The sequence below is a fragment of the Chitinophagaceae bacterium genome (assembly GCA_016713085.1).
Lineage (GTDB): Bacteria > Bacteroidota > Bacteroidia > Chitinophagales > Chitinophagaceae > Lacibacter.
This window is the reverse complement of the sequence record JADJPV010000001.1, coordinates 1,863,460-1,876,407: the sequence shown is the minus strand read 5'-3', so window position 1 is coordinate 1,876,407 and position 12,948 is coordinate 1,863,460. Positions and strand designations below refer to the sequence as shown.

At 36.4% G+C, this 12,948-nt stretch carries 17 protein-coding genes; 9 read left to right on the top strand and 8 right to left on the bottom strand.

Annotated features, from left to right (window positions below; genetic code table 11):
• Nucleotides 1–9 precede the first annotated feature (9 nt).
• Nucleotides 10–597 carry an RNA polymerase sigma-70 factor gene (locus IPK31_09155; GenBank protein MBK8088093.1) on the bottom strand — a complete coding sequence of 196 codons (588 nt, stop codon included), beginning with the start codon at nt 595–597 and terminating at the stop codon, nt 10–12.
• A gap of 340 nt (nt 598–937) precedes the next feature.
• Between IPK31_09155 and IPK31_09150 the strand changes: the two genes are divergently transcribed.
• The 4 genes from IPK31_09150 to IPK31_09135 all read left to right on the top strand — a co-directional run bounded on the left by IPK31_09150 (nt 938) and on the right by IPK31_09135 (nt 3,819).
• Nucleotides 938–1,180, top strand: coding sequence for a helix-turn-helix transcriptional regulator (locus tag IPK31_09150; protein ID MBK8088092.1), 243 nt, complete (start codon nt 938–940; stop codon nt 1,178–1,180).
• Nucleotides 1,181–1,449: 269 nt separating this feature from the next.
• Nucleotides 1,450–2,409, top strand: a complete 960-nt coding sequence (locus IPK31_09145; GenBank protein ID MBK8088091.1) for an Abi family protein — start codon at nt 1,450–1,452, stop codon at nt 2,407–2,409.
• Between the two features lie 127 nt (nt 2,410–2,536).
• Complete coding sequence (locus IPK31_09140; protein MBK8088090.1) at nt 2,537–3,367, top strand: hypothetical protein; 831 nt, start codon at nt 2,537–2,539, stop codon at nt 3,365–3,367.
• 68 nt (nt 3,368–3,435) lie between these two features.
• Entirely contained in the window at nt 3,436–3,819 is a 384-nt protein-coding gene (locus IPK31_09135; GenBank protein ID MBK8088089.1) for a hypothetical protein, read from the top strand.
• Here IPK31_09135 and IPK31_09130 read toward each other — a convergent pair.
• Entirely contained in the window at nt 3,816–4,799 is a 984-nt protein-coding gene (locus IPK31_09130) for a hypothetical protein (protein ID MBK8088088.1), read from the bottom strand. The genes IPK31_09135 and IPK31_09130 overlap by 4 nt on opposite strands.
• A 275-nt stretch (nt 4,800–5,074) precedes the next feature.
• On the opposite strand from IPK31_09130, the gene IPK31_09125 reads away from it, so the two are divergent.
• Entirely contained in the window at nt 5,075–5,659 is a 585-nt protein-coding gene (locus IPK31_09125; GenBank protein ID MBK8088087.1) for a sce7726 family protein, read from the top strand.
• Nucleotides 5,660–5,730: 71 nt separating this feature from the next.
• Here the strand turns inward: IPK31_09125 and IPK31_09120 are convergent, their stop codons facing one another.
• Genes IPK31_09120 through IPK31_09105 form a run of 4 tightly spaced genes read right to left on the bottom strand, consistent with a single transcriptional unit; the run spans nt 5,731 to nt 8,443 of the window.
• Nucleotides 5,731–6,696, bottom strand: coding sequence for a beta family protein (locus tag IPK31_09120; protein MBK8088086.1), 966 nt, complete (start codon nt 6,694–6,696; stop codon nt 5,731–5,733).
• A gap of 11 nt (nt 6,697–6,707) precedes the next feature.
• A complete protein-coding gene (locus IPK31_09115) occupies nt 6,708–7,220 on the bottom strand; it encodes an ImmA/IrrE family metallo-endopeptidase (GenBank protein MBK8088085.1) in 513 nt (170 codons plus the stop codon).
• Nucleotides 7,221–7,256: 36 nt separating this feature from the next.
• Nucleotides 7,257–7,979: a helix-turn-helix transcriptional regulator gene (locus IPK31_09110; GenBank protein ID MBK8088084.1), complete on the bottom strand. Its 723-nt coding sequence runs from the start codon at nt 7,977–7,979 to the stop codon at nt 7,257–7,259.
• The gene (locus tag IPK31_09105; protein ID MBK8088083.1) at nt 7,976–8,443 is read right to left on the bottom strand and encodes a hypothetical protein; all 468 of its coding nucleotides are present in this window, start codon (nt 8,441–8,443) and stop codon (nt 7,976–7,978) included. The genes IPK31_09110 and IPK31_09105 overlap by 4 nt, the downstream gene beginning before the upstream one ends.
• A 272-nt stretch (nt 8,444–8,715) precedes the next feature.
• On the opposite strand from IPK31_09105, the gene IPK31_09100 reads away from it, so the two are divergent.
• From IPK31_09100 to IPK31_09090, 3 genes are all read left to right on the top strand, one after another.
• Complete coding sequence (locus tag IPK31_09100) at nt 8,716–9,282, top strand: Crp/Fnr family transcriptional regulator (GenBank protein MBK8088082.1); 567 nt, start codon at nt 8,716–8,718, stop codon at nt 9,280–9,282.
• 248 nt (nt 9,283–9,530) lie between these two features.
• Nucleotides 9,531–9,746: a hypothetical protein gene (locus tag IPK31_09095; protein ID MBK8088081.1), complete on the top strand. Its 216-nt coding sequence runs from the start codon at nt 9,531–9,533 to the stop codon at nt 9,744–9,746.
• Between the two features lie 208 nt (nt 9,747–9,954).
• Nucleotides 9,955–10,179, top strand: a complete 225-nt coding sequence (locus IPK31_09090) for a hypothetical protein (GenBank protein ID MBK8088080.1) — start codon at nt 9,955–9,957, stop codon at nt 10,177–10,179.
• A 22-nt stretch (nt 10,180–10,201) separates the two neighbouring features.
• On the opposite strand, the gene IPK31_09085 is transcribed toward IPK31_09090, so the two are convergent.
• Nucleotides 10,202–10,417: a hypothetical protein gene (locus tag IPK31_09085; protein ID MBK8088079.1), complete on the bottom strand. Its 216-nt coding sequence runs from the start codon at nt 10,415–10,417 to the stop codon at nt 10,202–10,204.
• Nucleotides 10,418–10,732: 315 nt separating this feature from the next.
• Entirely contained in the window at nt 10,733–11,488 is a 756-nt protein-coding gene (locus IPK31_09080) for a hypothetical protein (GenBank protein ID MBK8088078.1), read from the bottom strand.
• A 647-nt stretch (nt 11,489–12,135) separates the two neighbouring features.
• Between IPK31_09080 and IPK31_09075 the strand changes: the two genes are divergently transcribed.
• A complete protein-coding gene (locus IPK31_09075) occupies nt 12,136–12,897 on the top strand; it encodes a murein L,D-transpeptidase catalytic domain family protein (protein ID MBK8088077.1) in 762 nt (253 codons plus the stop codon).
• Nucleotides 12,898–12,948 lie beyond the last annotated feature (51 nt).

The window sequence follows — 12,948 nt, the reverse complement described above, 5'->3', positions numbered from 1 at the left end:
AAACCTGGTTCATGCTTGCATGAACACATATCCAGCTACAAATAATAAATGAATCTTCAATCTCAGTAACTGCAAACCCCTTGCCTTCTGCGCCTTCACCGTACTGATAGAAACCGCAAGTTCCTCAGCCGCCTCCCTCACACTCTTCCATTCCACATACAGTAAATCAAAAACCTTTTTACATTCCTTCGGTAACGTATTCACCGCCGCATACAATTCCCGGATGGTTTCAGTACGTATAATGTTCACTAAATAATTCTCTTCCTCTGCCTTCTCCTCAACCTCATCCTCATCCTTTACCTCAACCTTCTCCCTCCTCTTCTCCTTCTCTAACCAACGCAAACAACCATGATACACCGTTCTGTACAAATAACTTCTCAGTGCTGTCGCATTCGTAAATCCCTCATGCTTCTCCCACACTTTTAAAAAGCTTTCACTCACCACATCTTCTGCAATAGCAATATCAGGAACATAACGTTGGGCAAACACACAAAGCTCTGGATAAACCTGCCGGAAGAAATAAGTAAATCCCTTTTCATCTCCGTTCTGGAATGCCTGTATAACAGACCCCTCTTCTGCCCTCACTCCTTTTAGCATAGCTATGGATTTAGCGGTGAGTAAAAAGAGTCCTTGTAAGAGAAGAAAAAAGCGTAGAACTCCACTTACCGGCTTGGAGGCCCTCGCAGAGCCCTTTGACACAATAAGGGAGCCCACGCCTTAACGTGAGCTCTTGCTTATCGTCTTGTGTCAAATGAAAAATTGCGAGGTTTCCAAGACAAGACTCAAAGCGAAAGCTTCAAATTCATTGAAGAATTCGCAAAAATAAATTCTACCCAATAGGAATCAACTTATTTTCCTTTGGATATGTAAATATACAAATTTGCCTATATTAATATAGGCATACAAAGTATTTAGTTTATCGTTCTTGCGCCTATCAATGGGCAGGAAAAATCTTAAAAATAAGATTGATTGGTATATCATTTGTCAAGTAAGGCAAATGAGAACAGATAATGATTTATCTCAGGACGATATTGCAATTCACTTAAACCTTTCAAAAGGCTATATCGGTCATATTGAAAGTCCCAACTTTATTGCTAAATACAACACTGGTCATCTCAATGAATTAGCCAAGCTATTCAAATGCTCCCCGAAAGATTTCATGCCAGAGAAGGCTCTGTAAAAATTTTCAAAAGAAATAGAACATGGCATATTTTAGCATATGCCTTCCCATAAAAATCACCACTACATCCCCCATTTTATAGTCCGCAGCCATTATTTTCTGCAAAGGATTGATTATAAAAAACTGTAAGTCAGTGTTTTAAAAACCAAGTTGCATTATATTGCAATTGTTGTTAATTCTGTGTATTTTTGTGTTAACAACACTCGTCAAGCCTCTTGTTCCAAAAGAATAAAGCGCAACTCTGGCGGGTTTTTTTTTATTTATAACCTATGCTGCCTTCTTCAAAAATACCATATACTGCTGCTCCATTAAGTATACAGGAACAAATCATTTCACTTCAGCAAAAAGGGCTTCTTATTCAGGACGAAGAAATGGCTGTGCAATGGCTCTCGCATATCAGTTATTTTCGTTTCAGGAATTATTCAATAACCTTTAAAGCTGGTGATGGCAAATATATTCCTGATACAACTTTTGAAATGATCCGTGATACTTATCTGTTCGACAGAAAGTTAAAAATGATTTTATTCGAAGCACTTGAAAATATAGAAATTTCTGTAAAAACCCAGTTGTCAAATATAATGTCACTAGCCCATGGGCCCCATTGGTATACAGATTCTTCTCATTTTATTTCAGAGGCAGAAAGAAAAACAATAATCAGAGATACAATAGTTGGAACAGATATTCCTAAACTCTTTAATCATTCAGATTTTCTGTCAACGATTGAAAAAGAACTTGAAGCTCCGGAAGAATTCTTTTTAAAACATTATAAAAAAACCTACGAACCTTTGCATCCTCCTTCCTGGATGATGATGGAAATGATAACATTTGGTACACTTTCACTGATGTTTGAAAACTTAAAACCCTCCCCTGAAAAAACACAAATTTTCGAAGCCTTTAATCTCACAAAAAAACACATGATTTCATGGCTCCATTGTTTTAGTTTCATTCGGAATAAATGTGCACATCATTCACGGCTGGTATATTCAAGAATTACAATTGCTCCATCACTTCCGCTAAAAAGAAGCCGTCAATTCTTAGCTGAAGCAGATCTTGTTCAAAACGATTCATTATATGCCGTATTAAGTTGTGTGCAATTTCTTTTAGGTATATGTAATAACAGTTCAACTTTTAAAGAAAACATCGTTAAACTCACGAAAGAATTCCCGTCAGTTGACTACACGAAATTGGGTTTTACACCCGATTGGCGTAATGAATCTCTTTGGAGTTAGTTTTTCAGTTAATTTATACTCTTAATTTCTCTGAAATTTAAACTTTAACTACTTTCATTTTAGAGTTTTCTTTATCCCTCTATAATTAAAGCAATGACAGAAATTGAACTAATACAACTCAGCCCAAATGATAAGTATACCTTTCATTTTGTATCACGGCGGGTTACTGATTGGTTACCCCGAGCAGGAAAACAATAAATGGTATATAGTTAATAGAAACCAGTCAAATAAAGAGAGTACAGCAGGCAGCATAGGTCATTTAATTTTACCTGAACAGATTGATAAAATTGAGCCAATTTATCCCCGAAATAAGCAACGAGTTACACCAAATCCTCCAAGCTATGTAATAGAGGGTTCTCCTAAAACAAAAATCATGGTGATTTTTGGAGCTGGTGCATCTTTGGATTACACATTTGATCAGGAAGATTCAGTCAGACCTCCGCTTGGTAACGATCTTTTCTCCGATACTTTCTCAAACTTAATTAGTCAATTCAAAGGTGTAGAAAGTTTATCATCTCAAATTTTACAGTCAAAAAATATTGAAATCTTTTTTCAGGAGCAATGGAATAATATAAAAAATACACATAACCCAAAACTCCTGAATAAACTGATCGATACTCAATATTATCTCCACTATCTATTCAGACACCTGTCAACTACATGCAGGAATAATAGAAAAAACAATTATTCAAGTTTCTTTCAGTCTTTAGAAAATTACTTAATCACAAAAGGCTGGGATGAAAAAGCAATGATTGTTTCATTTAACTATGACACACTTATAGAAAATGCCTTATCTCATTCACTTGATTATACATTCACTGATTTTGGAGATTATATAAATTATAAAAACAGCAGGTTTTTGTTATTTAAACCGCATGGGTCATGGAATTGGGTAAGGTATATTTCTGAGAAATTCTTGGACTCCATCAATTTCAATTACGTCGAGAAAAATCTTTAGAATTACGACAAACATTAATCCAAAAAGGAATTTCCCTTTCAAAAATCAATGAGCACCTAGACGAAGGAATGGCTATTATTAATAAAGACCTTCGTACAAACCAGGGATTTTATTACCCTATGCTGTTAATTCCTTATAAAAAAAAGGATTCATTTATTATGCCAGAGCTTCATTTTACTGCAATGCAGCATTTTATGAAAACGGTAGAAAAAATAATCATTATTGGATGGAAAGGTTCAGAAGAAAAGTTCAAGAGCTTATTAGCAAAAAATATTGGCTCAAAAAAAATTGAGATAATTTATGTCACAAAGAATGACAGTAGTATTGAGCAGGAGCTAAAAGAGTCTTTACCGAATGCAAGCTTTAGTAATTTTAGCCATCAAAAAGAAAGTAAGGGAACTTTTACTGAGTTAAACCAGTTCATACAGGAATTTCCTAATAGGATTTTTTAATGCCCGCTTGTGTGTATTATCTCACTTAATCTGTTTGCAAACATGTTTAATTGTTCTGCAGTACCGGAATAAATCTCTGTTTTAAAATAACTATGCAATTTAAAATTCTTTGCATCGTATTGTCTTATTTTATCTGTTAAAACAATATCGCAAAATGGGATTGCAGTACTCAGCCGTATAATATCAATGTGGTCATTAACCTTTTCTTTCTGATGTTTTATCATCATCATCGTCTCTAATACTGCTCTTACATAATGTGTTGGCATAGTATTTATGAGTCCTTCCTTGCCAAGTAAATTTTCAGCTTTTCTTGCCTCATCTTTTGTAATTCTGTATTTTTCAATCAGCAGATCCATGATTGTATCAGCCCAAAAGGGAATTTGAATAAAGCTGAATTTTATACCCTCTTTATCATAGAAACCATACCTGCTGATTATTTTCAATCTTGTTCTCAGATGCTTTTCATACATAGCAACGATAATCTCAAGTGAGGTCTTTTCGCCTTTTTTACCTTGCCCTTTACTTACTCTTGTTGCATCCCTAAGCATATTTAACATCCCCGTACCCTCATCTACCATTTTGTCAAACTGTTGCCTTAATCCGGCATAACGGGCAATCTCTTCTTTACTATTAAACCCGTTGTGTGTTGCACTGGTAGTGAATGCTCCTAAACCAAATCGTTGATTTCTTACTTTGTATATTAATAGGCGGGCAGCTATTTCTGGTTCAATCTCCAGCATTACACCCTTACTTAACTCAAACAAAAAAGCATCTTCTTTTACTGCTTTTCCTATATCAGAAGTAGATGATTCAATTAAGTGATCGTTTGCATAAGGAACAACAATCCTCCCCATTTCTACACCTTCCTGTAATAAGTCGTTTAATTTCTCCCAAATAGAACCTGGTTCAGAATCAACAAGTCTGCTAAGGGCAAACTGATCAAGATATATAATTTCCTTATGTGGTATATACTTCCCCATAATATCCCAATTCTATTGAAAATCCGATAATCCAGTGCTTATTATAAATTACTGTATTTTATTGACCTGCCTTTACAATCTTCTAAGGATCAATTTATTAAGAATCGTATTATTGTATTTCTCACTGTTAAAATTTTAATTATAAAAAATCAAATTTTGATATACTCTTTACATCTTAATTACCGTTAATAAAGAAACTAAATCAAATTAGATTACTCTGATTATTTTTGAATTAATGTTGCCTATTTCAAAACCAATTTTTTCCCTTTCTTATAATGCGTGATTTTGTAATTAGACAAGCCTTTCATAAGTCTGTTTTAAAACCAGCCCATGAAGATGCTGCTACATTTGTTGTTGATGAATTAGGTCTCAAAAATGGCGAGATCAGGGCAGATATCGCTGTTTTAAATGGAAAACTCGTTGGCTATGAAATAAAAACTGAAAATGACACCTTGACAAGGCTTCCTGCCCAGGTAACGGCATACAATGAAGTTTTTGATAAGGCATATATTATTATTAGTAAAAATCATTTAGAAAAAGCTCTTGAAACCATTCCTGAATGGTGGGGCATTTATATGATAAAAGTAAATAGTGATTCTCAATACTTTTTTAGCTGTGTTCGAAATGCTAAAATTAACCGACAGATAAAATCATTTTCTCTTTCACAATTACTTTGGAAGGCAGAAGCTTTAGAAGTTGCCAATAAACTTTTACATCATAATATAAAACCAACAACTTCGAAACATGAAGTTTACGATATAATATCCGGCACCTGTTCTTCAAAGAAACTTAGTAAAATAGTTATTCACTATCTCAAACAGAGAGAGCACTGGCGTAAAGATCGGATACAACTTTTGTAAAATGATGGTTGTGCCCTACCCAGGTCCAAACTGCAGGGCTGCCTGGAGTTGTTTGACCTTTTGTACATTTTTTATATGTAAGTCTCCTTCAGAAAAGATTTCCCCAAATAGTATTTCGATTTTAAAATTTGGTTTGCCTGTTCTATATACTGTTTGTAATCTTCCGATTTTTTTAGCGCTTTCCCTTTTATTACATACCAAAAGTCATTATGAGAATAACGAATATTAGCACTTCTTGACATTTTAGTTGGATCATATTCAAAATAACCTGGTGCTACAATACTGTAATCTCCATAATTTATTGCTCTGTAACTATTAGCCACCATCAGCTTTTCAACCAGCATATTGTAAAATTTCCACTCGCTTCGGGGAATTTGATTTACACCCACTTTAATTAGCCCGGTAGCAGGAAATGACCCCCCGCAAATAGTAAACGATTTCCACTTTTTAAAATCAGGAAAATCCTTTAATGATTCAACAATTCCATCTGTAAAATCTTCTATATTGGCAAAATCAGCATCATTCAAATCCAATATTAAATGACAGCTCTCAGCTTTGAAACCCGTTTTGCTGAATAAATCACTTATACTATCTTCTAACGTTGGTGTAATAAGGTCGTTAATTGTTATTCTTAATCCAACCGCAGGTAAACCATGCATTAAAGAGATGACAGTAATTCCATTAATATGATCGGTTGTTGAGTTAGTTCGCATAACAGGTACCGGCTTAACCCCTTTTTCAATTAGCAGTTCAAAAACATATTCAATACAGGGCATATCTCCTGCTTTCTTATCATGAATCAAAAAAGTATCAATAAATGCATTACTGCTTGGCCATTTTTTTAAATATTTTTTGCAAAAATTTTGCAAATGCACCTCAATAGTCCTTGGCTTGGCTTTAGTTGCAAAATCCCATTCCATGGGTGTTATATCAAATAAAGGCACAACATGTCTCTTAATTTCATCCTTTAGTTTCGATAGGGCATCAAACTCACCTTGTTTTGATTTCAAAACGGGCAAATAGAATTTTGTTTTCATAATATACTATTTTAATTTTTTAATTCTTGAATAAAACATGGTCTTACCAGGCCTTGCCCAATTAAATCAGAAAATTGATAATACTTTCCTGTTTCCTTTCTGATACGTCCTGCAATTAATGCTGGATGAACCTTAAGCATCTTTGCTTGATTAATTATAGTTTGAGCTGATGGACTGAAGCGAACCAAAGACTTCTTCCAGATAATATCCGGTATCATTGCGTTTAGGGCAAAGAGATCTGCTTCTGTTTCAATTCCATCAATTTTTGCATCTAAATCATCGAAAATAGCATTCAGTGATTCTGACAAATGCAAATGAATATGTGCTAATTCATGAAATAACACAAACCAAAAATTATCAAGTCTGTCATAGCGCAGTGTCAGGGCTACTATTGGCGAATTATCTTCCATTAATAATGCTGCTCCGTCAAGAAAAGTGCCCTCTAATTGAGGTTCGATGATAAACCTTATTCCACTTCCTTTTAAAAAATTCTCCTGCTTTCTGTGGTCCTTCTTCTGAAGCACTTAACTCAGCAAGTTTTCTTAACCAATCCTCGTTTATCAACTTTTATCAAACCTGCCGCTAACTTTTTGATCTTTTGCCTTTACTAATACCTGAGTATACCATGCATTTAATGCAAATTCATTTAATGTTGATCCTGTACGAATTGATTTCTTTGTTAAGCTATATTGTAAATTGCTGACACCAGCCATATCAAAAAACTTTTCAATCAGATTTTTTGAATCAATTACAGCCTCATTATAAGTACCGGAAAAATTTCCAAACCATTTACGTTGAAACATTTGTTTAAATGGGTAGTTCTTAACATCAAGAAAATCCGGTGCTTCCACAGTTCGTATTTGTACATCTGCATTAATTGAAATATTAAGCTGCTCTGCTATTCTAATTAATGTTTTTATACTTGCCGTATCGTATCGTTCAGCTTCATATCTCTGTATCTGCTGCATCTTAACACCAATCTGCTCAGCTAATTCCGCCTGCGTTAAGCCATTTGCGATTCTTGCTTTGATTAAAGCAATTGGCAGGTCTCTTAAATTATTAACTTCTGTAATTGCAATTTTGCCTTCTTTTAAATCTTCGTATTCTCTAACTTCTGCAAGCAGGTCATTTAATTGTGATTCAATTGCATTTCTTTGTATTTGAAGAAGTTTAGGATGTATATTCTTTGCTGATGCTTGCTCAATTGCAAGCATTTCTAATGAATGTTGAAAATTCTCAACCTGTGTATTAGCTATTTTATATTGTCTGTCATTAGTAATCATATCAACCCTCCTTTGTTTAGATGGTTTATTAATCTCACAATCCCTTTAGGCTGTCCTGTATATTTATCCGTTTGGAAAAATTCCAGAAATGGTTTTCCTGTACCTCCTTCAATAATTGCTGCAGGGAAATATTCCCCTGCATACTTTTGCATTTGATTAAAACGATGATTGCTAAAATCAAAGAAAACAGGATCTATTAAGTCCGGATCAACAAATGCCATATCCCAACATATCTCATAATCGTTCGGTATTGGTTTTGCAGTAACAAAACTTCCATCTATAAAGACCTGCGGGCATCCCCCTGTGAATAAATTCACTACCCCTTTATAAAGTCCCTCAAATAAGAAAATTCGTCTTGCATTAATCGCATACCGTTCATATACCTCATCTATAGTTGAATCATATACCCCTGGAGGGAGTAATTGCCAGGGGCTTCCTTTTACATTTATAAATTCAGGTATCATAACACAATTAAATTGTTGTGTACTTCAAATATACATAAAATATTATTACTATTTAAATGTTCTTTTTAAATCTCTTTTTTCATCTTTATTCCCAAACCTGCAAGTATTTTTCTAATCCATTGATTTTCATATAAATAGCTACACATGTAACAATTTCTGTGTTCTCAAGGATAACACACCTGCCCGTATATGCTCCTGTTTTCCATATAATTATTCCCGATTTCCATGTTAATTTAAGTTCCACCCAGCCCTACATTATTCAACTTTGTTGAATGAAAGAACTCCTTTCATTACTAAACTCCATTTATCCCTTATCCCCTGAGTTAAACCAGTATCTCACCGATAAACTGAAAAGCAAACCCGTCTTCAAAAAAGAGTTCCTGCTTTTATCAGGCAACATCAGCCGTCACATCTATTTCATTAAAAAGGGTTTATTACGTTGCTACTATCTGGATAGTGAACAGGAGATAAGTTTCAAATTCATGAAAGAAGGAGATATACTGGTTTCAGCAGCCAGTTTCTTTTTGCAGCAGCAGAGCAATGAATATATCCAGGCAATTGAAGATTCAGTAGTATGGTACATCTGTTATGATGAATTGCAGTATGCTTATAATAACTTCCCAGAGTTCAACCGCATAGCCAATATTCTTACAACCAAATCATATCTCTTAAACGAGCAGCGTTCACAGCTCATCCGCATGAAACAGGCAACACTTCGCTACAGTTATATGTTACAGCATCACCCGGAACTCATTCTCCGTGTACCTGCAAAATACATTGCTTCCTACCTCTGTGTTTCCGAAGAAACTCTCAGCCGCATCCGTAGCAGAAAGTATTAATCTTCCGGTCGGTCCGCCTCAGCGGTCTGCCAGTTTACCAGAATTCCATTCGTGAAAATTAGTGCCACCTGCCGGCCGGCAGGCAGGTTCGTGGCTAACAAATGGTATTGAAGGCTGCTCTGGAAATAGTATTAATTGACCTTTATCAATTTTCCTTTTACAACTTCTCTTATTTTAGTACTTGCTGATAAGTAATGTTTGGCTTTATTTCTTAACCCGGAATACTCACCACACCACAAACCTTATCTATGAAAACAATACCCAACCGTTTACCCGCAAGAGTTGTACTCTACCCCAAAGACATTGAAAACATTACAGGTCGCAGTGGCCGTACAGCAAGAAAGCTTCTCCAAAAAATCCGTGATGCTCTTGGCAAATCGAAAGACGAGTTCATTACCATTCATGAATTCTGCTTTTTCACCGGCATCGACGAAGACCTCGTTAAAGACTTTCTTCAAACCTGACAAAAATCAACCCACCTGCAAATTCTCAAACTCTATGTCCTAAGGATGTTCAATAAACATTCCACTGTAATTCACTACAGTAGTGCAATTGCTAAATCAGGGAACTTTCCGCCATCGTGGGGTGTCCGATGGCGGGCTCCTTTTTTGTTTCTACTGAGCAACTGTCGAAGTATTGGAGAAGCAAAAAGATAGAGAAAAATCTTTGCGCTTGCGCAAAAAAAAAAAGCCCCGTTATAAAACGGGGCTTCCATATTACCAGGCTTACTCAGCATCGGGTTTCTTCTTCTCAAAAATCCGTTTGAGCAAATACGAAATCAAAAAACTTACTATTGCTCCCACCGCCGCCAACACCGCTGTCTTCAGCAAATCAGCAGAATGTATATTAGCAAGTACAATGAGAATTGTTCCGCTGGCAGTTCCTGTTTTCAAATAAGAAGGTGAATGCATAAAGGATATTATTTCCGTTCATATTTCACCGCAGTTTGACTGATGATTGCTGTCAATACACCGGCAAGGAAAAGATACCCGCCCATATGAAGTACAGCAGCAGACAAACTGAATGGTGCCAGTAAAATAGAAAGTCCAATTCCGGCAATAACAAACCCTGTATTCCTTACTTTTTTGAAAAACAAGGGTGTTGGCCGTTTCATTCGTTTGATGATTGTTTCCATCTTATAAAATTGAATCGTAAAAAGAAATTTGTTACACTTACTGTTTGTTCACTTTTTAAAAATGAAACCGGTTGAATGCATGCCTTCATACCGCATCAACAAAATCTGATTCACAATTCAAAGCTTCTGTTTGAATGATGTTCATTTCTGAACACATATTGCTCCTTACAGGAGATGGCTTTATTGTTCACAAATACTTAATTGATGCAGCCCCGGTTTCATTGCCTTTAACACGTTTTGAACTTCGTGTCAATTTGTGTAATTCGTGGCCCCTCTGCCTTTGCTAATTAATTTTCAGCAAATGGAGGTTTGTCATTAATCCAAATCCACTTTCACCAGTGCCAGTGCATTAAATGCACCGTTCTTCAGTGAATACATCGTTCCATTCACCTCCTGTGAAAACTCAATACCCAGTACAAGAAACAGTGGTTTGTTACTGTTCGCTGTAACCTGGTGCTGCAGGTTTAATACAGCAGTAGCTGTTGCATTCCATGGCAACTCTCCGCTTGTTCCTGTTTCAACTACATAAACCTGTTCTTCAAAATCAATCTCTGCACCCGCAGAAACAATTTTGAAATGAGTTGCACCACTCGGGGCTGCAATCAAATTCGCAGGGATGAAAGAAGGAAAGTTGATCACCAGCAAACCAGTTGCCCTGTTCACAGTAACGGTGTACCCGGCAAACAGGGTAGTACCAAGTTTACTGTTCGCATTAAACTCAAAACCTTCCAGTAATGAGGCCTCGCCATCAATCACATTCCGTTGTCCTCTTTCACTCGTTGCATCAGCTTTGATCACTTTCATCATCTCACCAGTCAAACGGGAAAGCATCCTGCTGTCAGATGTGTTCAGTAAAAGTGAACGGAGTGCAGTTCTCAAAACTTTACCTGCCGTTCCTGCCCTGCCAAATTCAGCACCGTTTTCACGGGTACGGGCAAATGCCGGATCATTCGCAATACGGGCAGCATCAATGCTGGTTTTTTCTCTTGCTAAGTATCCGTCACGGCTTTTGTAGAAATTAATGTTACCGATCGTTCCTTTCAATGGAATGATCCCTTTTTGTTGTGCCATCGTCTTAAAATTTTAATTCAAAAAATGCAGAATGTTTATGCGGCACATTCTGTTCAGGCCACTGTTTTACTCAGCTTCAGCAAAACAGAATTGAAAACCTGCAATTGCACAACAAGATTACACTGCACAAAAAGGGAATGAAAATCAACCGGCCATTTATGCCGTTTATGCCAACAATGGATATTTATGCCGGAAAAGCCGCTTTATGCCGTTTAGGGCATAGAGCATAGATAGAGCGTGGATAGAGCATGGGTTAAGTATGGGCACTGCGCTGATGAACGCATTAAATGAAAAATTGCAAAACATGCTTAAATCGGGGAGTTTAAGCTCTGGTTAAATTGCCCGGAGCCTTTTTATTTTACTCCAACCAATGTTAAACCCTGCACTCCTGTAACTGATTACCAGTCAATTGAAGCCCTCTTGTCCTTTCAAGGCAGATTATGGCCATATTCAACAGGCCGCTTTAACACCTCCCCTACGCTTATAGGGTTAAATTTGCTCCCGGTTCTTTAACCACCATTAGCTCCAAAACTGATTCTGCTTCCTGAGATACTATTTTAAAATTAAAAACGTTGCAGTATATGTATTTGGAGAATAAGAATGTTTTACTATTTTTATCAATCCTCGATTCCGTAAAAAACCGTACTATGAAACTATTCCGTACCAATCTGGTCTATTTGGCCATTTCAGCTGTCATTTTCTTACAGGTTCCCATCCTCATTGCCGGGAGCAGTCCTAAAGACAGGAAAATCTCTAACAGCTTCTTCACCAATACCACCGCAATTGTAAAAACTGCAGAGGAAGTAATTGTTGAAAGAGCCGACAGTATTTACAATAATCTTCAGCTATTACAGGCAGGCTTAAAAGAAGAGGCATTTGAACTCGCCTACAAAGGATATTATAAATTACTGGAAGAAGGAATGGTAAACAGGTCTGAAATTTTAACCGTTGCAGATTTCTCCAAATCATCCTGTCAAAACAGGCTTTATATTATTGACATGGTTGAAGGCAAAATCCTTTATCAAACGTTAGTAGCACATGGCCGCAACAGCGGTTTGGATTATGCCACTGATTTCTCTAACAAACCCGAATCAAACAAAAGCAGTTTAGGTTTTTATCTTACTCTTCAGCCCTATTTTGGCGACAATGGATATTCATTAAAATTAAAAGGCCTTGAAAAAGGAATCAATGACAAAGCTTACGACAGGGCAATTGTAATGCATGGCTCAAATTATGCAACAGAAAAGTTTGCAAGCATGAACGGATATCTTGGGCGCAGCTTTGGCTGCCCGGCCGTTCCCGCCAAACAAACTGCGGGCATCATTAATACCATTAAAAATGGAACTGTCATGTTTATCTATCATCCCAATAAACAGTACCAGGCAAAATCAACCATATTAAACAGCTGATACTTTTTGTAAACCAGTTGATTTCACCAATTCCTGATGAAAAGCCCCGCA